Source organism: Rhodococcus sp. BP-241 (assembly GCF_019836145.1).
Lineage (GTDB): Bacteria > Actinomycetota > Actinomycetes > Mycobacteriales > Mycobacteriaceae > Rhodococcoides.
In genome coordinates this window covers 271,981-298,806 of record NZ_JABUEI010000003.1, presented here as the reverse complement: position 1 = coordinate 298,806, position 26,826 = coordinate 271,981, and the positions used below count along the sequence as shown (strand labels likewise).

At 69.7% G+C, this 26,826-nt stretch carries 24 protein-coding genes; 11 read left to right on the top strand and 13 right to left on the bottom strand.

The window, feature by feature from the left end:
- The first annotated feature begins 15 nt into the window (after positions 1-15).
- Complete coding sequence (locus HQ308_RS07810; RefSeq protein WP_222638198.1) at positions 16-2,025, top strand: thioredoxin domain-containing protein; 2,010 nt, start codon at positions 16-18, stop codon at positions 2,023-2,025.
- Positions 2,026-2,032: 7 nt separating this feature from the next.
- Here the strand turns inward: HQ308_RS07810 and HQ308_RS07805 are convergent, their stop codons facing one another.
- From HQ308_RS07805 to HQ308_RS07795, 3 genes are read right to left on the bottom strand one after another with little or no spacing between them, the layout of a single operon-like run.
- The gene (locus tag HQ308_RS07805) at positions 2,033-2,701 is read right to left on the bottom strand and encodes a hemolysin III family protein (protein WP_056447363.1); all 669 of its coding nucleotides are present in this window, start codon (positions 2,699-2,701) and stop codon (positions 2,033-2,035) included.
- A gap of 42 nt (positions 2,702-2,743) precedes the next feature.
- Positions 2,744-4,345, bottom strand: coding sequence for an NAD(P)/FAD-dependent oxidoreductase (locus HQ308_RS07800; RefSeq protein WP_222646079.1), 1,602 nt, complete (start codon positions 4,343-4,345; stop codon positions 2,744-2,746).
- Positions 4,342-4,782 carry an SRPBCC family protein gene (locus HQ308_RS07795; RefSeq protein WP_027503935.1) on the bottom strand — a complete coding sequence of 147 codons (441 nt, stop codon included), beginning with the start codon at positions 4,780-4,782 and terminating at the stop codon, positions 4,342-4,344. The genes HQ308_RS07800 and HQ308_RS07795 overlap by 4 nt, the downstream gene beginning before the upstream one ends.
- A gap of 156 nt (positions 4,783-4,938) precedes the next feature.
- On the opposite strand from HQ308_RS07795, the gene HQ308_RS07790 reads away from it, so the two are divergent.
- Positions 4,939-5,706 (top strand): isoprenyl transferase, encoded by a 768-nt coding sequence (locus HQ308_RS07790; protein ID WP_027503934.1) that lies wholly within the window; start codon positions 4,939-4,941, stop codon positions 5,704-5,706.
- Positions 5,707-5,736: 30 nt separating this feature from the next.
- Here the strand turns inward: HQ308_RS07790 and coaA are convergent, their stop codons facing one another.
- Positions 5,737-6,669 carry a type I pantothenate kinase gene (gene coaA, locus HQ308_RS07785; RefSeq protein WP_027503933.1) on the bottom strand — a complete coding sequence of 311 codons (933 nt, stop codon included), beginning with the start codon at positions 6,667-6,669 and terminating at the stop codon, positions 5,737-5,739.
- A 78-nt stretch (positions 6,670-6,747) separates the two neighbouring features.
- Here coaA and HQ308_RS07780 point away from each other — a divergent pair, with 78 nt between their 5' ends.
- From HQ308_RS07780 to HQ308_RS07770, 3 genes are read left to right on the top strand one after another with little or no spacing between them, the layout of a single operon-like run.
- Entirely contained in the window at positions 6,748-7,941 is a 1,194-nt protein-coding gene (locus tag HQ308_RS07780) for a DUF885 domain-containing protein (protein ID WP_222646078.1), read from the top strand.
- A 23-nt stretch (positions 7,942-7,964) separates the two neighbouring features.
- Positions 7,965-9,269: a serine hydroxymethyltransferase gene (gene glyA / locus HQ308_RS07775; protein WP_222646077.1), complete on the top strand. Its 1,305-nt coding sequence runs from the start codon at positions 7,965-7,967 to the stop codon at positions 9,267-9,269.
- A 6-nt stretch (positions 9,270-9,275) separates the two neighbouring features.
- The gene (locus HQ308_RS07770) at positions 9,276-10,079 is read left to right on the top strand and encodes a carbon-nitrogen hydrolase family protein (RefSeq protein ID WP_222646076.1); all 804 of its coding nucleotides are present in this window, start codon (positions 9,276-9,278) and stop codon (positions 10,077-10,079) included.
- On the opposite strand, the gene HQ308_RS07765 is transcribed toward HQ308_RS07770, so the two are convergent.
- Positions 10,066-10,890, bottom strand: coding sequence for an alpha/beta hydrolase (locus tag HQ308_RS07765; protein ID WP_261775847.1), 825 nt, complete (start codon positions 10,888-10,890; stop codon positions 10,066-10,068). The two genes, HQ308_RS07770 and HQ308_RS07765, sit on opposite strands and share 14 nt — an antisense overlap.
- A gap of 304 nt (positions 10,891-11,194) precedes the next feature.
- On the opposite strand from HQ308_RS07765, the gene HQ308_RS07760 reads away from it, so the two are divergent.
- Together HQ308_RS07760 and HQ308_RS07755 are read left to right on the top strand one after the other, a co-directional pair.
- Positions 11,195-12,511 carry a PhoH family protein gene (locus tag HQ308_RS07760; protein ID WP_222646075.1) on the top strand — a complete coding sequence of 439 codons (1,317 nt, stop codon included), beginning with the start codon at positions 11,195-11,197 and terminating at the stop codon, positions 12,509-12,511.
- 146 nt (positions 12,512-12,657) lie between these two features.
- On the top strand, positions 12,658-13,524 hold the full coding sequence (locus tag HQ308_RS07755; protein ID WP_027503927.1) for an acyl-ACP desaturase: 867 nt from the start codon (positions 12,658-12,660) through the stop codon (positions 13,522-13,524).
- On the opposite strand, the gene HQ308_RS07750 is transcribed toward HQ308_RS07755, so the two are convergent.
- The 3 genes from HQ308_RS07750 to glpX all read right to left on the bottom strand — a co-directional run bounded on the left by HQ308_RS07750 (position 13,525) and on the right by glpX (position 16,492).
- Positions 13,525-13,935 (bottom strand): hypothetical protein, encoded by a 411-nt coding sequence (locus HQ308_RS07750; RefSeq protein WP_222646074.1) that lies wholly within the window; start codon positions 13,933-13,935, stop codon positions 13,525-13,527.
- A gap of 71 nt (positions 13,936-14,006) precedes the next feature.
- A complete protein-coding gene (locus HQ308_RS07745; RefSeq protein ID WP_027503925.1) occupies positions 14,007-15,407 on the bottom strand; it encodes a class II fumarate hydratase in 1,401 nt (466 codons plus the stop codon).
- A gap of 44 nt (positions 15,408-15,451) precedes the next feature.
- On the bottom strand, positions 15,452-16,492 hold the full coding sequence (gene glpX, locus HQ308_RS07740; protein ID WP_027503924.1) for a class II fructose-bisphosphatase: 1,041 nt from the start codon (positions 16,490-16,492) through the stop codon (positions 15,452-15,454).
- Positions 16,493-16,685: 193 nt separating this feature from the next.
- Here glpX and HQ308_RS07735 point away from each other — a divergent pair, with 193 nt between their 5' ends.
- Positions 16,686-17,258 carry a DUF4245 domain-containing protein gene (locus tag HQ308_RS07735; RefSeq protein ID WP_027503923.1) on the top strand — a complete coding sequence of 191 codons (573 nt, stop codon included), beginning with the start codon at positions 16,686-16,688 and terminating at the stop codon, positions 17,256-17,258.
- A 9-nt stretch (positions 17,259-17,267) separates the two neighbouring features.
- Here the strand turns inward: HQ308_RS07735 and HQ308_RS07730 are convergent, their stop codons facing one another.
- From HQ308_RS07730 to HQ308_RS07720, 3 genes are read right to left on the bottom strand one after another with little or no spacing between them, the layout of a single operon-like run.
- Positions 17,268-17,477: an exodeoxyribonuclease VII small subunit gene (locus tag HQ308_RS07730; RefSeq protein WP_027503922.1), complete on the bottom strand. Its 210-nt coding sequence runs from the start codon at positions 17,475-17,477 to the stop codon at positions 17,268-17,270.
- Positions 17,478-17,516: 39 nt separating this feature from the next.
- Positions 17,517-18,758 carry an exodeoxyribonuclease VII large subunit gene (xseA, locus tag HQ308_RS07725; RefSeq protein WP_222646073.1) on the bottom strand — a complete coding sequence of 414 codons (1,242 nt, stop codon included), beginning with the start codon at positions 18,756-18,758 and terminating at the stop codon, positions 17,517-17,519.
- 13 nt (positions 18,759-18,771) lie between these two features.
- Positions 18,772-19,395: a lipid droplet-associated protein gene (locus tag HQ308_RS07720; RefSeq protein ID WP_027503920.1), complete on the bottom strand. Its 624-nt coding sequence runs from the start codon at positions 19,393-19,395 to the stop codon at positions 18,772-18,774.
- Positions 19,396-19,482: 87 nt separating this feature from the next.
- Between HQ308_RS07720 and HQ308_RS07715 the strand changes: the two genes are divergently transcribed.
- Entirely contained in the window at positions 19,483-20,529 is a 1,047-nt protein-coding gene (locus HQ308_RS07715; protein WP_222646072.1) for a 4-hydroxy-3-methylbut-2-enyl diphosphate reductase, read from the top strand.
- Positions 20,530-20,548: 19 nt separating this feature from the next.
- On the opposite strand, the gene HQ308_RS07710 is transcribed toward HQ308_RS07715, so the two are convergent.
- Together HQ308_RS07710 and HQ308_RS07705 are read right to left on the bottom strand one after the other, a co-directional pair.
- The gene (locus tag HQ308_RS07710) at positions 20,549-21,382 is read right to left on the bottom strand and encodes a DUF6542 domain-containing protein (protein WP_261775844.1); all 834 of its coding nucleotides are present in this window, start codon (positions 21,380-21,382) and stop codon (positions 20,549-20,551) included.
- Between the two features lie 20 nt (positions 21,383-21,402).
- Positions 21,403-22,581, bottom strand: a complete 1,179-nt coding sequence (locus tag HQ308_RS07705) for a DNA recombination protein RmuC (protein WP_222646071.1) — start codon at positions 22,579-22,581, stop codon at positions 21,403-21,405.
- A gap of 79 nt (positions 22,582-22,660) precedes the next feature.
- Between HQ308_RS07705 and HQ308_RS07700 the strand changes: the two genes are divergently transcribed.
- On the top strand, positions 22,661-23,845 hold the full coding sequence (locus tag HQ308_RS07700) for an exonuclease SbcCD subunit D (protein ID WP_222646070.1): 1,185 nt from the start codon (positions 22,661-22,663) through the stop codon (positions 23,843-23,845).
- Positions 23,842-26,823 carry an AAA family ATPase gene (locus HQ308_RS07695; protein ID WP_222646069.1) on the top strand — a complete coding sequence of 994 codons (2,982 nt, stop codon included), beginning with the start codon at positions 23,842-23,844 and terminating at the stop codon, positions 26,821-26,823. The genes HQ308_RS07700 and HQ308_RS07695 overlap by 4 nt, the downstream gene beginning before the upstream one ends.
- Positions 26,824-26,826 lie beyond the last annotated feature (3 nt).

The following is a 26,826-nucleotide window of genomic DNA, read 5'->3' as shown; positions in this document are numbered from 1 at the left end:
GGGGACACTGCAGGGGTGGCCACCCGTGAGCGCAACACCCTGTCCGACTCGACGAGCCCCTACCTGCGTCAGCACGCCGACAATCCCGTGCACTGGCAGCAGTGGGGTGACGACGCCCTGGCGTGGGCTCGCGAACGAGACGTCCCGGTCCTGCTGTCGGTGGGCTACTCGGCGTGTCACTGGTGTCACGTGATGGCACACGAGTCGTTCGAGAACGACGCCATCGCGGAGATCATGAACGCGAACTTCGTGTGCATCAAGGTCGATCGCGAGGAACGTCCCGACATCGACGCCGTCTACATGAACGCGACGGTCGCGATGACGGGTCAGGGCGGTTGGCCGATGACGGCGTTCCTCACCCCCGACGCGGAACCGTTCTACTGCGGCACCTACTTCCCGCCCACACCTCGGCAGGGGATGCCGTCGTTCACGCAGCTACTCGAAGCCATCTCCGAGACGTGGCGCACCCGTCGTGACGAGGTGCAGCAGGCGTCGGCCTCGGTGGTCGCGGAACTGCGCAGGACCGCCGCGGGCATCCCGGAGGGCGACCGAGTCGTCGACGCCGCCCTGCTCGACGAGGCGGTGGCGCGCGTTCTGGCGGACGAGGACGTGCCGCGCGGCGGCTTCGGCGGAGCACCGAAGTTCCCACCGTCGTCTCTCGTGGAGGGGCTGCTCCGCCACGTCGAGCGCACCGGGTCGGAGCCTGCCCGCGCTGCGGTGGGCCGTACCGCCGACGCCATGGCCCGCGGCGGGATGTACGACCAGCTCGGGGGCGGTTTCGCCCGGTACTCCGTCGATGCGGACTGGGTGGTGCCGCACTTCGAGAAGATGCTCTACGACAACGCGTTGCTGCTGCGCTTCTACGCTCACCTGGCGCGCCGCGGCGATGCGTTCGCTCATCGTGTGGCCGTCGACACCGCCGACTTCCTCCTGCGCGATCTCGGCACGGACGACGGGTGCTTCGCCTCCGCCCTGGACGCCGACACCGACGGGGTGGAGGGTCTGACCTACGCGTGGACACCCGCGCAGCTGGTCGAGGTGCTGGGCGACGAGGACGGGGCTCGGGCCGCACAGGTGTTCGGGGTGACCGACACGGGCACGTTCGAGGAGGGGGCGTCCGTGTTGCAGCTGCGGGCCGAACCGACGGACCCCGAGCGTTTCGCACGCATGCGCGCAGCACTGGCCGCGTCGCGTGCCACGCGTCCTCAGCCGGGGCGCGACGACAAGGTGGTGACCGCCTGGAACGGCTTCGCGATCACGGCGCTGGCCGAGGGCGGCGCCGCGCTGGGGTACCGGAACTGGGTCGATGCGGCAGCACGCTGCGCGGACCGCATCCTGGACCTGCACCGCGTCGACGGCCGACTACGGCGGGCGTCCCTGGGCGGTGTCGTGGGCGATGCGGCGGCTATCGCGGAGGATCACGGCGCACTCGCCGTCGCTCTCGCCGCGCTGCACCAGGCGACCGGGGAGGCACGCTGGCTGACGGCGGCGGAGGAGGTACTCGACGTCGCGCTCGACCACTTCGCCGATCCTGAGCAGCCGGGCAGCTGGTTCGACACCGCCGACGACGCGGAGACGCTCGTGACCCGGCCTCGCGATCCACTCGACAACGCGACCCCGTCCGGAGCGGCACTGATCACCGAGGCTCTGCTGACGGTGGCCGCGTCCAGCGAGAACTCCTCGCGCTTCGGTGCGGCGGCGGACAGGTCGCTTGCGCGAGCGTCGATCCTGCTCGAGCGGGCACCCCGGTCAGCCGGCCACTGGTTGACCGTCGCGGAAGCCGCGGTGGCGGGACCGGTGCAGGTGGCGATCGCCACGGAGTCGGTCGACGACGACCTCGTACGCACCGCCCGCCGCGTCGCCGCCGGCGGCACGGTGGTGGTCGCGGGTCCACCCGACTCGGTCCCGCTGCTCGCGGATCGCCCGCTGGTGAGCGGCGAGTCGGCCGCGTACGTGTGTCACGGCTTCGTGTGCGACCGACCGGTCACCGACCCCGAGGACCTGACCGCACTCCTGGTCCGGTGACGCCGGATCAGGTGAAGAGCACCAGCCACACGGCGATGTAGTGGCACACCGCGGCGACGACCGTCGCGGCGTGGAAGAACTCGTGATGGCCGAACGTGGTGGGCCACGGGTTGGGCCATTTCGTTGCGTAGAGAACCGCGCCGATGCTGTAGAACACGCCGCCCGCCACCAGCAGTGCCATCGGTCCGACGCCCACACGATGGGTGAGTTCGCCCGCGACCGGCACGATGGCCCAGCCCAGCACGAGATACAGGGGCACGCCCAGCCAGCGAGGGGCCGTGGGCCACAGCATCTTCAGCGTCACTCCGGCCAGCGCACCGGCCCACACCACGATCAGCACGATGGTGCCGGTGCGGCTCGGCAGCCCGAGCACTGCGAACGGCGTGTAACTGCCGGCGATGAACAGGAAGATCATCGAGTGATCGGCGCGCTTCATCCACGTCCGGCTGCGCACGGTCTGCCAGTGGACGCGGTGGTATGTCGCGCTCACTCCGAAGAGACCGCACGTCGCGACGGCGTAGACAGTGATCGCGAGACCGGCCCGGACGGACACCGCCGAGTAGGCGAGCACCACGAGCACGATCCCGCAGACCACCGACACCCCGAAGGCGTACAGGTGGATCCATCCGCGCATGCGCGGCTTCACCGGCAGTTCGTCGAGCCCGAAGACAGTCACGAACCTACGGTACCGTAGGTTCGCGCTCCGACCGTGGCCGAACTAGCGGTCACCGAGTGTCAGATCCATCAGGGCACTGATCGTCTTGCGGTGAACCCATCCGCGCACACCGTCGCTCGCCAACGCGGCCCTCGCCGCAGCCAGTCCCGGTGCCCCGTGCACGCCGCCGCCCGGATGGGCGGACGCGCTCCCGAGGAACAACCGACCGACGGGAGTCTCCGTACGTCCGAGTCCGGGAACGGGCCGGAACACCAACTGCTGCTGCAGTTGCGACGTTCCGCCGTTCACCGCGCCACCGAACAGGTTGGCGTCGTCCGCTGTCAGGTCGCCCGGCCGCTGGACGTGCTTGCCGACGATCGACGCCGCGAACCCGGGCGCGTACTCCTCGAGGACGGTGTCGACCCGCTCGGCGAGCAGGTCGCCCGAGGCGTCGTCCGTCACACCGCGGGGGAGGTGTGTGTACGCCCATGCGCTCTCCGTCCCGGCCGGGGAGCGGGTGGCGTCCGCGGTCGTCATCTGACCGAACAGCATGAACGGCCGCTCCGGGATGCGGCCTGTCACCAGGTCGGCGTTCCATCGCACCAGACCGTCGTCGTCTGCGCCGACGTGCACCGTGCCCGCCTCGTTCAGACTCTTCGAGCGCCACGGGATTGGGGAGTCGAGCGCGTAGTTGATCTTCACCACCGGGGTGTCCCACTCGAACTTCTCGAGATCGCTGTGCACCCGGGCGGGAACCGCGTCCCGCGGCAACAGCGAGCCGTACAGCGCGGGAGCGGACACGTCTGCGACGACGGCTCGCCGTGCGACGTACGTGTCGCCGCCTGCCGTCCGCACGCCGCGGGCGACACCGCCGGAGACGTCGATCGAGGTCACCTCGGTTCCACAGACGACCCGCGCCCCGGCGCTCTCGGCCCGGCGCACGAGCGCGCTGGTCAGCTTCTGCGCACCGCCGACCGGGACGGGGTAGCCGACATCCTGCGCGAGCATCGTCAGCAGGTAGCCCATGATGCCGCTCGCGGGTGCGTCGGTGGGGACGTCGGCGTGCATGGCGTTGCCGAGCAGCAGGCATCGCGCCGCCTCGCTGTGGAACAACTCGTGCGCCATCGCCCGGGCCGGGAGTACTGCGAAGCGCAGGAACCGCAGTGTCTCCGCGGTCCCGAGGCGCCGGAAGAGCGTCGCGGCACCCTTGACAGGCGGGAAGGAGCTGCCGAACAGCGAGTGCAGCAGAGGATCGCGGATCCGGTTCCACTGGTCCACCACGGACATCCACGCCTCGCCGTCGCGCGGATCGTGCTCCGCCAGCATGGCGGCGGTGTCCTCGGGATCGTGGTGGACCACCGGGGCGTCCTCGTCGTCGGGCGAGCGCGGGTGACCGAAGACGACGGGTGAGTGGGTCCAGCGGAGTCCGTGGCGGTCGAGCTCGAGCGCCGTGAACGCCGGGGACGACGCACCGAGGGGATAGAAGGCGCTGAACAGGTCGCTCACGTATCCCGGGGTGAGCTCGGCGCTGCGGACCGCGCCGCCGGGCACCGGGGCGGACTCCAGGACGACGACGTCCCATCCTGCGTCGGCGAGCACGGACGCCGCGACGAGTCCGTTGTGGCCCGCTCCGATCACGACGGCGTCCACCGTCGTGGTCGTCATCGGGGAACCGCGGAACGCTCGGCCAGCAGCGCGAGTCGCCGTGTCGCCTCGGTGTTGCGGGGATACACGAGTGCGTGCTGGACCGACTCGGGAACGAGCGAGAACGGGAGGGTCCGAGCGTGCTCGATCATCTCGATCCGGCACCCCGAGCCTCGCGGCGTCAGGCGCAGGACGATCGTCGCCTTGCCTGCCGGCATCCCGCGCGCTTCGAGTGTCACCTCGCGTCCCTCCGTCATGCTCAGTACCCGCGTCTCGTCGTTCAGCACGGCGGGCCACAGCCCGACCGAATGGTGGATCCGCGAGCCGGGCGCGGGGAACTCGGGGTCGACGGCGCGGATGCGCGAGGCGCCCACCACCCACGTCGCGTAGCTCCACCCGTCGGAGAGCACGTTCCACACGGCTTCGACGCTCGCCGTGGTGTCCCGGACAACAGTCATGACTGCTCCTGTTCTCTCGTGTGCGGTCGGAGCCGGGTACCCCGTACGCCACGGAACCATCATGCGGCGCGGTGACGAGTCGGTCACGCCGATCGCGTCGTACTGCGGGCGTAGGGTGATCACCTGCTGAACAATTCTGTCGAAGTGGGGAGCTGGGTGAAGGCTCGCGGTCTGCTGTACACGCTCTACGAGAGGCGCCTGCTGCGTCAGCTCGAGGGCGCTCAGCACCCTCGGCACGTCGCCGTGATGTGCGACGGCAATCGTCGCTGGGCCCGGGAGAACGGCTTCACCGACGTCAGCCACGGGCACCGGATGGGCGCGCTCAAGATCGCGGAGCTGCTCACGTGGTGTGACATGGCCGGCGTCGAGATGGCCACCATCTACCTGTTGTCCACCGAGAACCTGCGCCGGTCACCGGACGAGCTCGACTCGCTGCTCGAGATCATCACGGACGTCGTCGAGGAGATCAGCGGACCGGGAAAGAACTGGTCCGTGAAGATCGTCGGCACGATGGATCTGCTTCCCGCCGAATCCGCCCGCCGCCTCAAGGAGGCCGCCGCCGGCACGGCCGGCCGCTCGGGAACGCACGTCAACGTCGCGGTCGGGTACGGCGGCCGTCAGGAGATCGCCGACGCCGTGCAGTCGCTCATCGCGGAACGGCTGTCCGACGGTGCCGACGGGGACGAGTTGCTCCGCTCGGTCACCGTCGAGGGCATCGACTCGCACCTCTACACGTCGGGCCAGCCGGATCCGGATCTGGTGATCCGCACGTCGGGGGAGCAGCGGTTGTCCGGGTTCCTGCTGTGGCAGAGCGCGTACTCGGAGATCTGGTTCACCGAGGCCTACTGGCCCGAGTTCCGCCGCGTCGACTTCCTGCGCGCGCTGCGCGACTTCGCCGCGCGGCACCGGAGATTCGGTACCTGAGCCGGAGCCGGGCAGGCCGGAGGCCGGTCGTCACAATTTGCGCAGGCGCAGCCGGTTGATGGTGTGGTCGGCGTCCTTGCGCAGCACCAGGGTGGCGCGGGGGCGCGTCGGCAGGATGTTCTCCACCAGGTTGGGCCGGTTGATCGACTGCCAGATGTCCGCGGCCGCGATCCTGGCGTGCTCGTCGGACAGTCCCGAGTAGTGGTGGAAGTGCGAGGCCGGGTCGGCGAACGACGTGGAGCGCAGGGCGAGAAAGCGGTCGACGTACCACTTCTCGATGTCCTCGATGCGGGCGTCGACGTAGATGGAGAAGTCGAAGAGGTCCGAGACCATGAGGCGCGGACCGGTCTGCAGGACGTTGAGTCCCTCGATGACGAGGATGTCCGGCTGTCGCACCTCGGTGTACTTGCCCGGCACGATGTCGTACGAGACGTGCGAGTACACGGGTGCGCGTGCGGATTCGGCGCCGGATTTCACCTCGGTGACGAAGCGCAGAAGCTTGCGCCGGTCGTAGCTCTCGGGAAAACCCTTGCGGTGCATGATTCCTCGACGCACCAGCTCGGCCGACGAGTAGAGGAACCCGTCCGTCGTCACCAGGTCCACGCGCGGGTGGTGCTCCCATCGCGCCAGCAGTGCCTGCAGCACGCGCGCGGTCGTGGACTTGCCGACGGCGACGCTGCCGGCGATGCCGATGACGAACGGGACCTGGCGGTCCGGCGTCTTCTCCCCGAGGAACGTGGCCGTCGCCGCGAACAGGCGTTGGCGGGCGGCCACCTGGAGATGGATGAGTCGAGCGAGGGGGAGGTAGACCTCCGCGACCTCGTCGAGGTCGATCTGTTCGCCCAGACCGCGCAGGCCGGTGAGCTCGTCCTCGGTCAGGACCAGGGGTGTCGCGTTCCGGAGAGTGCGCCACTGTCGACGGTCGAATTCGACGTACGGACTCGACTCGCTCACTCGGGACACGCTGCCTCCATGACTGAATTGTGCTGGGTGGCTCCGGCGAACCGACAGCCGGGTGGTGCGTGACTAGAGTCGAGCGTCATGCACGCCGACACTCTCGTCCACGACTACCTCGTGCTGGGGTTGTCCTTCGATCGCCTCGAGGAGGGGTTCGTCGACGCCTACACCGGCGACCCCGCTCTGCGACGCCAGGTCGAGAACGCGCCCCCGCCCGAACCCCGCGCGCTGGCGCGGCGGGCGACGGAACTGCGGACCGAACTGCCCTCGTCGGGGCTCTCCGAGGACCGCGCCGCGTTCCTCGACGTCCACCTGCGCGCGCTCGAGACGTCGGCACGGAAGTTGGCCGGTGACGAGATCGGATTCGTCGACGAGGTGCACGACTACTTCGACGTCGCGATCGCACCGGGCGACACCGACGACTACCGCGAGGCACATCGCCTGATGGACGAGGTGCTGGCCGGGGCGGGGCCACTGGGGGAGCGGGTGCGCGCTCACCGCGTGGCCGACGAGATCCCGCCCGAGCGGCTCGCCGAGTGCGTCGAGGCGTTCTCCAGTGCGTTGCGCGACAAGGTGCGCGGCCGGTACCCGCTGCCCGACACCGAGAAGGTCACCTACGAGGTGGTGGGCGACAAGCCGTGGTCCGGGTTCAACTACTACCTGGGCGACTACCGGTCCACCGTCGCGATCAACTCGGACCTCAAGCAGCACATGGCGCATCTGCCCCATCTCATCGCACACGAGTCGTACCCGGGCCACCACACCGAGCACTGCCGCAAGGAGGCTGGGCTCGTGCGCGGTGCCGGGCAGGCGGAGCAGACGCTCTTCGTCGTCAACACTCCGCAGTGCCTGATGGCCGAGGGCCTCGCGGACCTGGCGCTCGAGTCGATCGTCGGGCCGGGCTGGGGAGTGTGGGCGCAGGAGATCTACGCCGACCTCGGCCTGCGATTCGACGGGGAACGCGCCGAGGCGCTGCAGACCGCGTCGGCGAAGCTGCTGGGGGTGCGTCAGGACGCCGCGCTGCTGCTGCACGACGAGCACCGCAGCCAGGACGACGTGGCCGCGTTCCTGGGGCAGTGGTCGCTCGCGACACCGGAACGCGCCCGTCAGATGTTGCGATTCCTGTCCTCACCGCTCTGGCGTGCCTACACCAGCACCTATGTCGAGGGGTATCGCCTGCTGCACTCGTGGCTGCACCGGGCCGACTCGGCGGACGGCCGAGCCGACCGCTTCGAGCGGCTGCTCGACGAACCCCTCATCCCGTCTCAACTGCGCTGATCACGGGCATTAGACTCGGCGGCATGACTGCTGCGCCCGTCTCTGCCACCAACATCGACACCGCCTCCCTCGCCGAGGTGGATCCCGAGGTCGCCGCGGCGATGGCCGGCGAGCTGGGACGCCAGCGCGACACCCTGGAGATGATCGCGTCGGAGAACTTCGTTCCCCGCGCGGTGCTCCAGGCGCAGGGCAGCGTCCTCACCAACAAGTACGCCGAGGGTTACCCCGGTCGTCGGTACTACGGCGGGTGTGAGCACGTCGACATCGTCGAGGATCTGGCTCGGACCAGGGCGAAGGAGCTGTTCGGTGCCGAGTTCGCCAACGTGCAGCCGCACGCGGGCGCCCAGGCCAACGCCGCCGTTCTCATGGCTCTGATCAACCCGGGCGACAAGATCATGGGTCTGGACCTGGCGCACGGCGGCCACCTGACGCACGGCATGAAGCTGAACTTCTCGGGCAAGCTCTACGAGGTCGAGTCCTACGGTGTGAGCAAGGAAGACCACCGCATCGACATGGACGAGGTGCGCAAGCAGGCGCTGCACGCACGCCCACAGGTGCTCATCGCCGGATGGTCGGCCTACCCGCGGCACCAGGACTTCGCCGCGTTCCGCTCCATCGCCGACGAGGTCGGTGCGCTTCTGTGGGTCGACATGGCGCACTTCGCCGGGCTCGTCGCCGCCGGTGTGCACCCGTCTCCGGTGCCCTACGCGGACGTCGTGTCCTCCACCGTCCACAAGACCCTCGGTGGGCCCCGCTCGGGCATCATCCTCGCCAAGAAGGAGTGGGCGAAGAAGCTCAACTCCGCGGTGTTCCCCGGCCAGCAGGGCGGTCCGCTCATGCACGCGATCGCGGCCAAGGCCGTCGCCTTCAAGATCGCCGGCACTCACGAGTTCCGGGAGCGTCAGGAACGCACCCTGCTCGGTGCGTCGCTGCTCGCGGAGCGGCTGACCGGCGCCGACGTCTCCGACAAGGGTGTCTCGGTGCTGACGGGCGGAACCGACGTCCACCTCGCGCTGGTGGACCTGCGCAACTCGCAGCTCGACGGCCAGCAGGCCGAGGATCTGCTGCACGAGGTCGGCATCACCGTGAACCGCAACGCGGTGCCGTTCGATCCGCGCCCGCCGATGGTCACCTCCGGTCTGCGTATCGGTACCGCGGCGCTCGCGACCCGTGGGTTCGGCGAGGCCGAGTTCACCGAGGTCGCCGACATCATCGCGACGGCGCTCGCCACCGGCGAGGCCACCGACGACCTGCGTGGTCGCGTCAGCACGCTCGCCCACGACTTCCCGCTGTACGAGGGACTCGAGGGCTGGGGACTGCTGGGCTGATCCGACATGCGGCTCACTGTGGCGGGTCTGCAGACGGCGGGGTCACCGGGTGACGTCGACGCCAACCTCGCGGAACTCGACGGAGCCGCGGGGGCGGCTCTGGCGCGCGGAGCCGACCTCCTGGTCACGCCGGAGATGTTCGTGACCGGGTACGACATCGGCGATCGCCTCGGTGAGCTGACGTCACGGGAGCTTCTCTCCGAGGTGTGCGCACTGGCGCGCCGCCGCGGCATCGCGCTGCTCGTGGGTCTGCCGGAGACCGAGGCGGGAGCGGTGTACAACACGGTCGCACTCGTCGATGCGGACGGCAGTGTGATCGCGCAGCACCGCAAGTCGCACCTCTACGGTGAGCTCGACCGGGAGTGGTACTCGCCCGGGCTCGACTCGGTGACGGTCGTCGACTTCCGCGGGGTGCGGCTCGGTCTGATGATCTGTTACGACGTCGAGTTCCCCGAGAACGTCCGAGCCGCGGCCCTCGCGGGCGCGCACGCCCTGCTCGTTCCCACCGCGCAGATGGTGCCGTTCACATTCGTGGCCGACGTCGTCATCCGCACGCGCGCATGGGAGAACCAGCTCTACGTCGCGTACGTCAACCACGTCGGAACCGAGCGCGCCACCACCTACGTCGGCCGTAGCAGCATCGTCGGCCCCGACGCAGAGGTGATCGACCGGCTCGACGACGAGACCGGCCTGATTCTCGGCACGGTGGACACCGAGGTCGTGGCGGCGGCCCATCGAGACAACCCCTACCTGGTGGACCGCCGCCCCGGCCTCTACTCGTCGATCGCCCGCGACCTCAGTCGCGAGTGAGCGGCAGGCCGGCGCGGCCCAGGAAGTCGAGGATGTCCGACTCGACCTCGCTGCGGTTGGTCTCGTTCAGGATCTCGTGCCGCGCACCGGGGTAGACCTTCTCCTCGAACGACGGGCCGCGCAGTGAGCGCATCGCCTCGGTCGTCGGCTCCAGCGGCACCAGCTGATCGTCGCCGCCGTGCAGCCACAACGTCGGCTGGTCGCCGAGAGTGCCGGAGGACGACACCGTCTCCACCGCGGCCGTGAAGGTCTCGAGGGTGACGCGCGCGAAGGGGCCGTGGAAGACCAGCGGGTCCGCCTGGTACGCGGCGCCGACCTCGGGGTCGCGGGACAGCACGGACGGGTCTATCGGGATCTCGGGGATCTCGTCCATCGACAGCAGCATCGAGAAGGCCGGGTTCTGCCCGACCAGCGGACCGGACAGCACGAGTGCCGCCAGCTCGCCGGGGTGGGTCTGCGCGTAGCGCGTGGCGATGAGACCGCCCATCGAGTGGCCCAGCAGCATCACCGGTAGATCGGGGTGCTCGCCGCGGGCGATGTCCGCGATCGAGTGCAGATCGGCGACGATGCCGTCCACGTCCGTGATCTCGGCGGGCGTCCCGTCGGACCGCCCGTGCCCGTGATGGTCGGGGGCGTACACCGCCGCTCCGGCCGACGTCAGGGTCGACGCCAGGTGGCCGTAGCGACCCGAGTGTTCGCCGTATCCGTGCGCGAGCAGCGCGACGAATCCCGGCGTGGTGGACGGCCAGGAACGGTAGGCGACGGTGCCGTGGGTTCCCCTGAGCTGCTGCATTTCCTGCGCGTTCTGCATCGGCCGAAGTTAACACCGTGGCCTTCGGCCCCGTGCGCCTTTTGCGTACTCCTGGATGCGCGAAAGGCGCACGGGCGTGTAACGCAGAGTTCACCCACACGTCCCCACGTGTCGACGAGCCTGCGCCCCCGATCCGGTCTAGCGTCAGCAGTGCGGGTGGCGGGGAAGCCGTCCGTACGGGAGGTCCTCACACATGACTGAGTCATTCGGTCGGGAGGGGCCGGCCCCGGTCCCTGCGGTGTCGGGATCGACCGGTCCAGCGATCGACGGATGCGCGGTGACCGCGCGTCCTTAGGAGCCCCACGTGACTGCAGCTCGCTCCGGTTCTACCGTCCGCACCTACGTGCTGGACACCTCGGTTCTGCTCTCGGACCCCTGGGCCGTGACTCGGTTCGCCGAGCACGCGATCGTCCTTCCACTCGTCGTCATCAGTGAGCTCGAGGGCAAGCGGCATCATCACGAACTGGGGTGGTTCGCGCGCGAGTCGTTGCGGATGCTCGACGACCTGCGGATCCGCCACGGGCGCCTCGATCAGCCCGTGCCCATCGGCACCGAGAACGGCACCCTGCAGGTCGAGCTCAATCACACCGACCCCGCTGTTCTTCCCGTCGGCTTCCGGACCGACTCCAACGACTCGCGGATCCTCGCGTGCGCACTGAACCTCGCCGCCGAGGGCAAGGACGTGGTGCTGGTCAGCAAGGACATCCCGCTGCGCGTCAAGGCCGGTGCGGTGGGTCTGCCGGCCGACGAGTACCACGCTCACGACGTCGTCCCGTCGGGATGGACGGGCATGGCCGAGATCGAGGCGTCGCGCGCGACCATCGACGGCCTGTTCGCCGAGGGATTCGCCGACATCGACGAAGCGCGAGAGTTGCCGTGCCACACCGGTGTTCGACTGCTCGGCGGCACGTCCAGCGCGTTGGGTCGGGTGACGGCGAACAAGCAGGTGCAGCTGGTGCGCGGCGAGCGTGAGGCGTTCGGCCTGCACGGCCGGTCCGCCGAGCAGCGCGTCGCCCTGGATCTGCTGCTCGACGAGAGCATCGGCATCGTCTCGCTCGGCGGGAAGGCCGGCACCGGTAAGTCCGCGCTCGCGCTCACCGCGGGCCTCGACGCGGTGCTCGAACGACGGACCCATCGCAAGGTCGTCGTGTTCCGGCCGCTGTACGCGGTCGGCGGCCAGGAGCTCGGCTACCTCCCCGGCAGCGAGAGCGACAAGATGGGCCCGTGGGCGCAAGCGGTGTTCGACACGCTCGACGGTCTCGCGAGTCCGGAGGTCATCGAGGAGGTCACCGCACGCGGCATGCTCGAGGTGCTGCCGCTCACGCACATCCGCGGACGGTCGCTGCACGACTCGTTCGTCATCGTCGACGAGGCGCAGTCGCTGGAACGCAACGTCCTGCTGACGGTGCTCTCGCGGCTCGGCACAGGATCACGCGTGGTGCTCACGCACGACGTGGCACAGCGCGACAACCTGCGGGTCGGACGCCACGACGGTGTCGCCGCCGTGATCGAGAAGTTGAAGGGGCACCCTCTCTTCGCCCACATCACGCTGACCCGCTCGGAGCGCTCGCCCATCGCCGCACTGGTCACCGAGATGCTCGAGGAGTTCGGGCCGGCCTGAGTCACCGTTCGCGCCGGGCGGCACGGACCGCCCGGCGCGATGTGACGCCGAACTATCACCGACCTCTTTGTCAGGGAGATCACCGGAATCCGCGTCGCGCGGTCCGAAGGTTCGGAGTGGACACCTACGGCCGTTATGCTGCTGTGATGCCGAAGAGTGACCAGGACCTGTTGAGCGAGCTCGAAGCCGATGCCGCGCACCTGCTGCAGAAGCACATCGACGCTGCTCGGGACTGGCAGCCCCACGACTACGTTCCGTGGGACTCGGGTCGCAACTTCGCGTTCCTCGGCGGCGAGGACTGGTCTCCAGAGCAGGTGACGCTCGGTGACGCCGAGGTAGTCGGTGCCACCGTCAGCGTGCTGGTCGCCGACAACCTGCCCGAGTACCACCGCGACCTGGCGTTCGCTCTCCGGAGCAGCGACGTCTGGTGGAAGCTGATCGGCCGGTGGACCGCGGAGGAGAACCGGCACGCCATCGTGCTGCGCAACTACCTCATGACGACTCGCGCGGTCGATCCGGTGGATCTCGAGCGTGTGCGCATCGAGCACATGACCACCGGCTACTCCGCACCGTCTCTGCACGTGCTGCACATCCTCGCCAAGTTCGCCCTCGACGAGCGCGCAGCGGCCGTGCGCCACCGTCGCGCCTCCGCATCGTCGCAGGACGCTCTCCTGTCGAGCATCCTCGACCGCATCGCCGAGGACGACGAGCTGCAGACCACGCTCTTCACCGACCTGGTCTCCGCCGCGATCCGCGTCGATGCCGACGGCGCCGTCCGCGCCATCGCCGACACCGTCGCGTCCTTCTCGGTCCCCACCGTCGATCTCCCCGGCCGCGGTGGCAGCGCCGAACTGCTCGCCGGCATCGGGCTCTACGACCGCACCATCGAGACCGAAGAGGTGATCAAGCCCCTGCTCGAGGCGTGGAACGTGTTCACCCTCGACGGCCTCGGCGAGGACGGCCTCGCGGCCCGCGCGGAGCTCGAGAGCGCACTCGCCACTGCCGCGTCCTGATCAGCGCGTGATCGCGAACCCGCCCACCACCACCGGCTGACCGGCACCGACGAAGTACACGGTGCCGTTCCAACGGTTCGGGTTCACGGCGTCGCGCGTCATCTCGTCGTGGAAGACGGCTCCGAAGGCGGGGGACAGGCGCGAGTAGTCGACGTGGACCACGTCGGCCCCGGTCGCGATGCTCGGGGCGCGGTAGACGTCGCCCGGGATCGCGTTCACGCCGAGAAGTCGGTTGACCGTCGTGTCGCCGGTGATGGTCTTGCCGTCCCACAGCGGGACGGGAGCGCCGTCGGGCGTGGTGCCGACGTAGACGCCGTCGGGAACGGGTCCGGCGGACGCCAGTGCGGGGGCGGCCAGCGCCGCGCCGATCGCGGCGGCGCCGCCGAGGAGTGCCACTGCAGTTCGTGTCATGACACGTCACACTCCTCCTGATCGCCCCGCACCACAGCGTTTCGCCGTGATGCGGGGCGGGGAGTGCTGGGTCAGTCCTGGACCTTGGCCATCGCCAGGACGTCGAGGCGCTTGTCGAGTTCTTCTTCCGACAACTTCTCGGGGACGAGTCCACGCTCGAGGACGACCTCGCGAATGGTTTTCTTGTCCTTCAAGGCCTGCTTGGCGACGGCCGCAGCTTCCTCGTAGCCGATCGCACTGTTGAGAGGTGTCACGATGGACGGCGACGACTCGGCGAGCTGCTTGAGGTGCTCCTCGTTGGCGACGAGGCCGTCGACACACTTGTCGGCGAACAGGCGGGAGACGTTGGCGAGCAACGTGAACGACTCGAGCAGGTTGCGCGCCATCATGGGGATGTAGACGTTGAGTTCGAAGGCTCCGGCTGCGCCGCCCCATGCGATCGCCGCGTCGTTGCCGACGATCTGCGCCGCCACCTGGGTGGCCGCCTCGGGGAGAACCGGGTTGACCTTGCCGGGCATGATCGAGCTGCCGGGCTGCAGGTCGGGGAGCCGGATCTCGCCGAGACCGGTGAGCGGGCCCGACCCCATCCAGCGGATGTCGTTGGCGATCTTGGTCAACGAGACGGCGATGGTGCGCAGCGCGCCCGACGCCTCGACCAGACCGTCACGAGCCGCCTGGGCCTCGAACGAGTTCTTCGCCGCGGTGAGGGCGTCGACACCGGTCGACTTCACCAGCTCGGTCACGACCTTCGGGCCGAAGCCGTCGGGGGCGTTGAGACCCGTGCCGACGGCGGTGCCGCCGATGGGGAGTTCGCCGAGGCGGGGGAGCGTGGACTGCACGCGCTCGATGCCGGCCTCGATCTGACGTGCGTAGCCGCCGAACTCCTGGCCGAGCGTGACGGGCACCGCGTCCATGAGGTGGGTGCGGCCCGACTTCACGACGGTCTTCCACTCGGTCGCCTTGGCCGCCAGAGCGGTGTGCAGGTACTCGAGGGCCGGGATCAGGCTGGTGACCGCGGCCTCGGTCGCGGCGACGTGCGTCGCGGTGGGGAACGTGTCGTTGGACGACTGCGACATGTTGACGTGGTCGTTGGGGTGCACCTCGACGCCCGCGTTCTTCGCGATGCTCGCGATGACCTCGTTCGCGTTCATGTTGGAGCTGGTGCCCGAGCCGGTCTGGAACACGTCGATGGGGAACTGATCGTCGTGCTTGCCGTCCGCGATCTCGCCGGCCGCCGCGATGATGGCGTCGGCCTTGTCCGCATCGAGCAGACCCAGGTCCTTGTTGACCTGTGCACATGCGGCCTTGAGCAGCCCCATCGCGCGGATCTGGGTGCGCTCGAGGGGGCGGCCCGAGATGGGGAAGTTCTCGACGGCGCGCTGTGTCTGCGCACGCCACAGCGCGTCGACGGGTACGCGAACCTCTCCCATGGTGTCGTGCTCGATGCGGAACTGCTGATCGTTGTCTGTCATGTACCTCGTGCCTCGGTAGATGGGTCGGGAAGTCGGAGTGCGCGTCAGAAGGACGGGACGGCGCCGGAGGTGTCCCCGTCGAAGTCCACGGACGAATACTCCCGCAGTTTGTTCAGCTGGTGGTACGCGTCGATCATCCGCACGGTGCCCGACTTGGAGCGCATGACGATGGACTGCGTGTGGGCACCGCCGCCGGAGTAGCGCACTCCGCGCAGCAGATCGCCGTCGGTGACGCCGGTCGCGGTGAAGAAGACGTTCTCCCCGGCGACCAGATCATTGGTGTTCAGGATGCGATCGAGGTCGTGGCCTGCGTCGACGGCCTTCTGGCGCTCGTCGTCGTCCGTCGGGGCGAGCCGGCCCTGCAGTGCTCCCCCCATGCAGCGCATGGCCGCCGCGGCGATGATGCCCTCGGGCGTGCCGCCGGTGCCGATCAGGATGTCGGTGCCCGAATCGGGGCGGGCGGCCGCGATGGCGCCGGCGACGTCACCGTCCGAGATCAACCGGATGCGGGCACCGGTGTCGCGGATCTGCTGCATCAGCTCGGTGTGGCGGGGACGGTCGAGCACACACACGGTGACGTCCGAGGACGACCCCTTCTTGATCTTCGCGATCCGGGCGATGTTCTCGGCGACCGGAGCGGTGATGTCGATGGCATCGGCGTAGTCGGGGCCGACGGCGATCTTCTCCATGTAGAACACGGCCGACGGATCGAACATCGCACCGCGCTCGGCCACCGCGAGCACGGAGATCGCGTTGGGCATGCCCTTGGCCATCAGCGTCGTGCCGTCGACGGGATCGACGGCGAAGTCGACCTCGGGACCGTTGCCGTTGCCCACCTGCTCGCCGTTGTAGAGCATGGGCGCCTCGTCCTTCTCGCCCTCTCCGATGACCACGACGCCGCGCATCGACACCGAGCTCACCAGCTGGCGCATGGCGTCCACGGCAGCGCCGTCGCCACCCTCCTTGTCGCCGCGGCCGACCCAGCGCCCGGACGCGAGCGCCCCGGCCTCGGTGACGCGGACGAGTTCGAGCGCGAGGTTTCGATCCGGCGCCATCTGCGTGGGAACGTCGGTGTTGGCCGTCATGGGGCTGTGCCTCCTTGCACATGGCGCGGTTCGCAGCCCGACTGACGGGCGTCGTCCGCACGGAATGAACATCGACTCGGGCGAAAAAGACTCGGCGTGATTGTCGCACTAGTCGCACGGCCCCGGCCTGCCGGGGGAAGCGCGGAGCTGCGCGGATGGCGAGCCCCCGCGCGCTCGGTGCGATACTGGAGAGGTGGCCGACAAGAAACCCAGGTACCTGCAGAACAACAAGGACATGGCCTGGTCCCTGATCCCGCTTCTTCTCGCATGCCTGGTGATCGCGGCCATCGCCGGTCAGTGTTCGTTGCGTGTGGGCGGCCCCGAGGCGGGTGAGGTTCCTCGCATCGATCTGGGGGCGTCCCTGCAGGCGGACGCGAATGCGCTGACCTTCCCGGTGCGCAGTCCCGACGTGCCCGATCAGTGGATCCCGAACTCGGCGAACCGTGGCCCTGTCTCGGGCTCGGAGTTCCAGTCCAGCACCGTCGGCTTCGTCACCGAGAACGGCAATTTCCTCTCGCTCACCCAGAGCGACGCCTCCGAGGACGAGCTGGTCCGCTCGAAGACCGAGGGATCACGGGTGTCCGCCGGCGGCGCGGAGGCCATCGCCGGGCTGAACTGGGTGGTCTACGGCAACGACGACACGGAACCGTACTGGGTGGCCGATCTCGGCGACACCCGCGCGATGCTCACCGGTTCCGGGTCGCAGGAGGAGTTCGTCGCGCTGGCATCCGCCACGGCGACGGCTCCGGTACTCGACAAGCGCTGACGCGCTCGCTCACTCCTCGTCGCGGGCCAGCGCCTTCTCGATGCGCGTGCGCGCGCCGGCCAGGTGCTGCTCGCAGTGCGTCGCCAGTGCTTCGCCGCGCTCCCACAGCGCCAGTGAGGCATCGAGATCCAGGCCGCCCTGCTCGAGCAGCTTGACCACGTCGACCAACTCGTCGCGCGCGTCCTCGTAGCCCAGCTCGGCGATCGGTGTCTCGTTCATGAGTCCCCATGCTGCCTCGAGAGTCCGACAGCGGCGGAGTCAGGTGGCGGAACTGCGACCCATCGTGACGGCCGTGACCACGCCGTCCGCGACGCGGACCCGGAGCTGCGTACCCGGCGCGGCGTCGTCGACCGACCGGAGCACCTCGGGGTCGGATCCGGGGACCATGCGCTGCACCACCGAGTAGCCCCTCGCCAGAGTCGCCGCCGGTCCGAGCGTGGTCAGACGCGCGCGCATGTGCTCCACCGTCGTCGCCTCTCGCGACACCGCGCGCTCCACGTCGCGGCGGACGACGCGGCGCATCTCGGCGATCTCCTCCTCGCGGCGGGCGACCGCGGAGAGGGGATCGGCCAGCACGGGCCGGTGCCGCAGGGCGTCCAGTGCGCGCGCCTCGCGCTGCACCCAACTGCGGAGCGCTGCGGCGCTGCGGCTCCGCAGCTCGGCGACCAGTTCCCGTTCGGCCACGGCGTCGGGCACGACGAGCTTGGCGGCATCGGTGGGGGTGGCCGCACGAAGATCCGCCACGTGATCGCTGAGTGGACTGTCCGGTTCGTGTCCGATGGCGCTCACTATGGGCGTCGTCGCACGGGAGATCGCGCGGCAGAGCGCCTCGTCGGAGAACGGCAGCAGATCCTCGACACTGCCGCCGCCACGGGCGAGTATCACCACGTCGACCGTGGGGTCCTCGTCCAGCTCGGCCAGCGCGCGCAGGATGCCGGGCACCGCCGACGGGCCCTGCACGGGAGTGTTGCGTACCTCGAAGCGCACCGCCGGCCACCGCCGTTCCGCGACGCTGAGCACGTCGCGTTCGGCAGCACTGGCGCGTGCGGTGACGAGCCCGACGACGCGGGGCAGGAAGGGGAGCGGCCGCTTGAGTCGCGGATCGAAGAGTCCCTCGGCCGCGAGAAGACCGCGCAGGCGCTCGATGCGGGCGAGCAGCTCGCCGACTCCCACCGCTCGAATCTCCGCGGCGCGCAACGACAGTGTGCCGCGACCGGTGAAGAAACTGAGCTTGCCGTAGAGGATGACGCGAGCGCCCTCGGTCAACGGCACGGGAGAGTTCTGGATGAGCATCGGTGAGCACGTCACCGACAGCGACATGTCGGCGGACGGGTCGCGGAGCGTCAGGAACGCCGTGCGCGTTCCCGCACGCACCGAGATCTGCGTGATCTGGCCCTCGACCCACACGCTGCCGAGGCGATCGATCCACCCGGCGACCTTCGTCGCGACCGTGCGGACGGGGAGCGGGTTCTCGGCGGTGCTGGTGGCGGCCGTGGTCATCGTGGTCCGAGAATCACTTCGCTCGGGCGGTGGTGATGCGGTTCTCGAGCATGGTCCGGTACGGCGCGCGGTCCGAGGCCGACGTCTCGTACTCGAGAAGTGACGTGAGGTCCTCGACCGACAGCGACCGCAGACGGGCACGCAACTGAGCCAGCGTCAGGGCGTCGTAGTCGAGGTACTCCACGATCTCGGGAGTCGCGGTCGGCGCGGTCGCGAGAGCCGGGGCCGGAACGGGTTCGGTCGTCTCGATCTCCGACGGCGGGGTCGAGTAGAGGGCGAACCGCCCTGCGGGCGCACCGGGCTCCGGCACGTCGATCTCTCCGGCCGGGTCACCGACCGGCTCGGGCTCGGTGGACAGCGGCACCTGCGTGTACCGCGCGGGTGCGACGTCCGCGTCGTCGTCGAAGGTCGCCCACTCCGCGGTCTCGACCGGGCGTGAGCCGATCAGGGAGAACACCTGGTCGCCCTTGATGGCCAGCTCGGTGACGGTCTGTTGCAGACGCATCGCGGTCTGGAGGACCTCGCTCACGGCGGTCATCGGCAGGGAGATGGCGGTGGTGGGGAGACGCCGAGCCTCCTCGACGACGGTCACGGCGATTCCGAGCGCGACGCGGGCGGCGAAGGGTGGACGGATCATGTCTCACAGAGTGCCCCACGTCGCGCATTTTTCCCAGTCGACGTGCGCGGGAAGCGACGCCCACCCGACTACCCGTATCCTCGTGGTATGTCTTCGGCTCTTCCGGTGTCCTCGTCCTCCACCACCTCCTCCGCCATCCCGCTCGAGCTGGGTATCGCCCGGCCGGCGGTCACCGGTGAGGTCTACGACGGCCCGCTGCGCGTTCTGCTCGCCGAGCCGCGCGGGTACTGCGCCGGTGTGGATCGAGCGGTGGAGACGGTCGAGAAGGCGCTCGAGAAGCACGGCGCCCCGATCTACGTGCGCAAGGAGATCGTGCACAACCGCCACGTGGTGGAGACGCTGTCCGATCAGGGCGTCATCTTCGTGGACGAGACCGACGAGGTGCCGGACGGCGCACTGCTCGTGTTCTCCGCGCACGGTGTATCACCGGCGGTCCACGAGTCCGCGGCCGCCAAGAACCTGCGCACCATCGACGCGACGTGCCCACTGGTGACGAAGGTGCACCAGGAGGCCAAGCGGTTCGCTCGCGACGACTTCGACATCCTGCTCATCGGCCACGAGGGTCACGAGGAGGTCGAGGGCACCGCGGGCGAGGCCCCGGACCACGTGCAGGTCGTGGACGGGCCGGATTCCGTCGACGCCGTCACCGTCCGGGACGAGAACCGCGTCATCTGGTTGTCGCAGACCACGTTGAGTGTCGACGAGACCATGACGACTGTCGCGCGACTGCGGGAGAAGTTCCCCAACCTGCAGGATCCGCCCAGCGACGACATCTGCTACGCCACCCAGAACCGTCAGGTCGCCGTCAAGGCGATGGCGCCCGAATGCGATCTCGTGATCGTGGTCGGGTCGACGAACTCGTCGAACTCCGTCCGTCTGGTCGAGGTCGCCCTCGCTGCGGGCGCGCGCGCGAGCTACCTGGTCGACTACGCCAAGAACATCGATCTCGCCTGGCTCGAGGGCGTCCGCACGGTGGGCATCACGTCCGGCGCATCCGTGCCGGAGGTGCTGGTGCGTGGAGTGCTGGACCTGCTCGAGACACATGGCTTCGGCGACGTGAAGTCGGTGACGACGGCCAACGAGACGCTGGTCTTCGCGCTTCCTCGCGAGCTGCGGACCACCAGCCGGGTGTGAGCCGACCGCGGCCGGGAGATCAGTCCCGGTCGCGGTAGCGCACCCGTGGTGCGGGGTACGGCGACAGATTCTCCGCACCGGTTCGCCGGGGTTCGTACGGCGTGGGTTCGTACCGGGGGCGAGCTTCCCGTGGGCGACTGTTGTCGGAAGCCGTGACCTGGCCCTCGTAGGCGCGCGGGGCGGGCCGAGCAGCGCGTGACTCCTCGCGCGGTTGCGGTGCGGCGGGCCGTGCACGCCGGGTGCGGTCGTGTCGAGCGTCGGGTGCGTCCGTCCGCGGTTCCTGGCGGGTCCTGCGGCGTTCCTCCGCCCGTCCCGCCGTCTCGCGAGTGGCGGGACGTTCGGAGCGCGACCGTCGGGGTGCGGCGTCACGCGCTGCCGCGGCCGGTCGCGCTGTGCGCGCCGGCTTCCGGACCGGAGTGGGGCGACGATCGAGCGCGAGCCGGGCGCCACCGACGCCGAGGACCAACAGCGTGGTCAGCGCCATGAGCGGAAAGCGATCGACGAGCGGCACGGCGACGGTCAGGACGATGTCCTTGATCGAGGTGCCCGCTCCGTCGGTGAGGATCTGGTATGCGATGGGGACGCCGAGGAACATGATGAGCGGCGGCTGCACCATGGCGGTGAAGAGTCCACGATGGCGGACCGCGACGACGGCGATGAGTGCACCGAGCACGTACAGGACGGCGAACGTCGATCCCAGCTCGTCGCCACGCATGGCATCGACGAGAAAGCCCAGGACGGCTGCGCCCACTGCCACCGCGACGGCGCCCCATGCGGGGATTCCGGGTACCGACGGCACAGCGGAGCGCTGGTCGAGAGGCACTCCCGAGCGTGCGCGTTGGGGGGAAGACACACAGCGAGGTTAGCGTTGATTCAACGACTTGCGTCGTCGGCATGCCCGCGACACGTCGACGAGGTGCCCTCCATCGCAGTCGTGGTCATGGTTCGTGGCCGCTGGTCCACACTCGTGACCTGCGGCGGTTCGCCGTCGAAGAGGGACATCTCGTGCAGCTTGCGTGCTGTGACGAAGACCCGGGCGTCCAACGATCCCGCCGCCGCGTTGAACGAGTCCACGGCCTTGCCCAGCTGTGATCCCAAGCGATCCACGTGGGCTCCGACCGTGCCGAGGCGCTCGTACAGCTCACGGCCCAGCACGCGCACGCGAGCGGCGTCCTCGGCCAGTGCGTCCTGTTTCCACGTGTAGGCGACGGTCCGCAGGAGGGCGATGAGAGTGGTCGGGGTGGCGAGCACCACGTTCCGGGAGAAGGCGTGTTCGAGCAGGCCGCGGTCGCGCGTCAGCGCGGCATCGAGGAACGGATCGCCCGGAACGAAGAGGACGACGAATTCCGGCGACGGGTCGAACGCGTGCCAGTACTTCTTGTCGGCGAGCTGGTCGACGTGTGTGCGCAGGTGCTTGGCGTGGCGTTCGAGATGCCGATCGATGGTCTCGGGATCCTGCTCGGCGCTCGCGTCGAGGAAGGCGACCAGCGGAACCTTGGCGTCGACGACGATGCGCTTGCCACCGGCGAGCTTGACCACCAGATCGGGGCGCACGCCGGGTGCGGCGACCTGGGTGTCGAAGTCGCAGTGGCGCGTCATGCCGGCCAGCTCCACGACCCGCTCGAGCTGGATCTCGCCCCACCGGCCACGAATCTGTGGCGCCCGCAGCGCGGTGACGAGCTGGTCCGTCTGCGACGCCAACTGCCGCGAGGCGCGGTGCATCCCGGCGACCTGCTCGGTCAGTCCCGCGTACGCGTGAACACGGTCGCGCTCGACGAGCCGTAGGTGTTCCTCGAGTGCGTCGACCGCCTCCCGCAGCGGGTCGACCAGGTGGGAGACCTGTTGACCGATGGCGCCGGAGTGGCGCCGCGCGGAGTCCTCGTTGAGCAGCGACAACGACCGCCGCAGCATCTCCTCGTTGTCCGCGGAGACCGCGAGCCGCTCACCCGCACGGGCGAGTTCGACGTCGCCGCGTGCGGCCCGCAACCACCAGCCCAACCCCAGGCCGACGAGAAGGGTGACGAGAGTGGTCACGGCAGTGAGGGCGGTCATGAGGCTCACTATGAACCGGGGTACCGACACACCTTCGGCCCGAGCGTCTTTGTCGTAGGTCTCCGTTAGCGTCGGCGACATGAGAATCCTGCACACCTCGGACTGGCACATCGGGCGCACCTTCCACGGTGTCGACCTGCTGGCCGATCAGCGTCGTGCTCTGGAGGCTCTCGCCACCGTCGTCCGAGAACAGAGTGTGGACGTCGTCGTTGTCCCCGGGGACATCTACGACCGTGCGGTGCCCAATGCGGACGCGGTCCGGCTGTGCAACAAGGCATTCGAGGCCATCCGTGACGCGGGGGCCGTCATCGTCGCCACATCGGGCAATCACGACTCGCCCGCCCGGCTCGGTGCCGGGTCGGCGTTCTCCGCTGCCGGCGGTCTGCATCTGTTCACCACCGTCGACGCCGTCGACCGACCGGTCGTGCTGGCGGACGAGCACGGTGACGTGGCGTTCTACGGCATTCCGTACCTCGAGCCGGACGCCACCCGCGCCGAGCTCGGGGTACCCGGCGTTCGTTCGCACGCCGCGGTGCTGCAGGCGGCGATGGGCCGCATCGCGGCCGATCTGGCGACGCGGCACTTGTCGGTCCGCTCGGTGGTGCTGGCTCATGCCTTCGTGATCGGCGGCGAGGGTACGGGTTCCGAGCGTTCGATCTCCGTCGGTGGCGTCGAGACCGTGCCGGCCTCGATCTTCGGCGGTATCGACTACGTCGCGCTGGGCCACCTGCACTCTCCGCAGACCATCGACGACCACATCCGGTACTCGGGATCGCCGCTGCCGTACTCGTTCGGCGAGCGTTCGCATCGCAAGGCTGCGTGGCTCGTCGACATCGACGGCTCGGGTGGCCGCGTCGTCACGCGCGTCGATCTGCCGGTGGTGCGGGGCCTGTCCGTCCTGGAGGGAACGCTCGAGGAGCTCTGCACGGAGAACCGGTTCGACTCCGCGACAGAGCATTACGTCTCCGCTGTGCTCACCGATGCGGTGCGGCCCGTCGACGCGATGCGCCGTCTGCAGGAGCGTTTTCCCCACGCGGTGCACCTCGAGTGGAAGCGCCCGGCCGGTGTCGATTCCGGGAGCTATCGCGAGAAGGTGCAGGGTAGGTCGGACCGTGAGGTGCTCACCAGCTTTCTCGCGGACGTGCGGAGCGCGCCCTCGTCGTCCGAGGTCGAGCTGCTCGATCGTGCGGTCGAGAACGTCACGGGTCAACGGGATTCGACGTCCGCATCGCCCGTCGAGCACGAGTGGGTGCGCTCGGCGTGAGACTGCATGCGTTGTCGGTCACCGCGTTCGGGCCGTTCGGCGGCACGGTCGACGTCGACTTCGACGATCTCGGGGCCGACGGCCTCTTCCTCCTGCACGGCCCCACCGGAGCGGGAAAGACGTCCGTTCTCGACGCCATCGCCTTCGCTCTCTACGGCGTTCTCCCCGGCTCGCGCCGAGAGAGTCGACGCCTGTTGTCGGATCACGCTGCGCCGGGTGTGGTTCCGCGCGTCGAACTCGACGCGACGTTGGGTGGCCGCCGCCTCACCATCGTCCGGCAGCCGGAGTTCCTGCGCCCCAAGCGGCGCGGGGTGGGAACCACGAAACAGAACGCCAAGGCGACGCTGACGTGGCACGACGGCCGGGGCGAGAACCTGACGCGCATCGACGAGATCGCGCTCGAGGTCGAGCGCCTGCTCGGCATGCGGGTGGACCAGTTCTTCCAGGTCGTCCTGCTGCCGCAGGGGGACTTCGCGCGGTTCCTGCGGGCGCGCAACGAAGAACGGGGTGCGCTGCTCGAGCAGTTGTTCGACACCGATCGGTTCCGCGACATCGAGACGTGGTTCCAGGATCAGCGTCGCGCCAGCGCGGAGCGTCTCGCCGGGCGATCGGAGTCCGTCGACAGACTGGCTGCCCAGGTGGCCACCGCCGCCGGCGTGGACCTCTTCACGGGCACCGACGTGGTGGAGTGGGGGACCGATCTTCTGGGCGGTGCCCGAGAGCTGGCCCGTGTGCGCACAGAGCATCTGCGGGCAGCGCGCGCCGAGCACGCCGCGTCTCGTGAGCACGCTCGGATCGCGCACCGCCGCCGGGAGGCACGCGAACGGGGGGCCGCGGCAGCAGCGCGACTCACGGTGCTGGCGGACGGCGACGCCGAGCGCGCGCAGCAGATCGCTGAGCTGGACCGTGCGCGTCGGGCGCTGCCGGTGCGCGATCGCGCCGTCACCCTCGACCAGCACCGTCAGCGCGCGGCCGCCGCCGCCGCGACGATGCGGCGCCGGGAGCGGGCGGCTGCCGAGACCGAGGCCTCCGTGCTGGTCGGGACGTTGTCTTGGCCGCCCCGTCCTGCCGATGCGGAGGTGCTCGATGCCGCGGTGCACCGGTGGAGCGGCGAGTGCGCGGTGCTGGACAGTGTCGCGGGCGACGAGTCCGATCGAAGGACGGCGGTGGCCGATCGGGAACGCGCCGTCGCCCGGGTGCGCGGTCTGGAGACGGACCTGCGGGCGGTACGGGTACGTCTCGACGCGGTACCTGCGGAGCGCGCGGCACTGGACGCCGAGCATCGAGTAGCCGTCGCGGCTCGTGCGGGTCTCGCCGGCCTGGAGGCGCGGCATCACGGCGCCGAGGACGCGGCACGCGCACACGTCGAGTGGGCCCGCGAGTCCGAGCGCCTTGCTGCGGCCGTCACGACGGCCGAGCGTGCCCGGACCCGCTACGACGATCTGCGCACCGAATGGTTGGACCTGCGGGAACGCCGTCTCGAGGGGATGTCCGCGGAGCTCGCGGCGGGACTCGAGGACGGCGCCCCCTGCGGAGTCTGCGGCGCGACGGAACATCCGGCGCCCGCATCTCCGACCGCGGGGCGGGTGTCCCGGGACGACGAGAACCGCGCGGGACAGCGGGTCGGTGCAGCCGAGGCGGAACGCACCACGGCGGACGCCGCGGTGCAGCGCTGCCGACAGCGTGTGGACGAGCTCGCGACCCGGTGCGCGGATCGCACCGCAGCGGAACTCGCGGCCGAACTGGACGCGGCCACGACGGCACTGGCGGAGGCGCGGCGTGCCGCGGACCGTCTCGCGGCGATCGACTCCGCGTTGGCGGCGCTGGACGAGGAGACCGCCGGTCTGCGGGTGCGGACCGACGCGATCACGGCCGAACTGGGCGTCACTCGCGGGCGGACGGAGGCGCTGGAGACTCGGATCGCGGAGGCCACCGCGCGCATCACGGCCGCCGTGGGGACGACGTCCACCGTTGCGGAACGGCGTGCCGCACTCGACGCGGCCATCGCAGCCGCGGTGGCGTGGCGCGATGCTCGCCGCGACGCCGACTCGGCCGATCAGGCGGTGATGCGGCTCGAGACCGACCTGGTGGAGTGCGCGCGCGAGCACGGATTCACCGAGGTCACCGACGCTCTGGCGGCGGTCCGTGACAGGGCCCGGTGCGCGGTGCTGGAGAACGCCGTTCTCGACGCCGAGAAGCAGCGCTCCGCGGCTGCGGCCGTGCTCGCGGAGCCGGACGTGGCGGAGGCGATGGTGGGGGAGACCGTCGACACCGCTGCCGTCGATGCGGAGGAGATCCGACTGCGGGGGTTGCTGGACGAGGCCATCGCCTCGGCCGGAGACGCCGACAGTCGGCTACGCATGCTCGAGGACCTCGTCGCCCAACTGTGGGCCGCTGCGGACCGTCTGGGACCTGCCCACCTCGAGCACGCGGAACTCGAGCAGCTGGCGGAGGTGGTGGCCGGCAAGGGCGCCAACGCGCGCCGGATGTCGCTGCGGTCCTACGTGCTGGCCGCGAGGCTCGAGGACGTCGCCACTGCGGCATCCGTGCGCTTCCGGTTGATGTCGCAGGGCCGGTTCGAGTTCGTGCACTCCGACGACGTGGGCCCCCGAGGCACCCGCGGCGGGCTGGGTCTCGACGTACGCGACGACTACACCGGGGTGGTCCGGTCGGCGGGCACCCTGTCGGGCGGCGAGGCGTTCTGCGCGTCGCTCGCGCTCGCGTTGGGTCTCGCCGACGTCGTCGCGGCCGAGGCGGGCGGCATCACCCTGGACACGATGTTCATCGACGAGGGGTTCGGAAGCCTCGACTCGGGATCACTGGACGCCGTCATGGGAGTCCTCGACGAACTCCGGTCCGGTGGGCGCACGGTGGGCATCGTCAGTCACGTCGACGAGATCCGTGACCGGGTCCCCTCACGCCTCGAGGTGATCCGCGAACGTCACGGATCCACGGTACGAGTGCACGCGGGAGTGTGACCG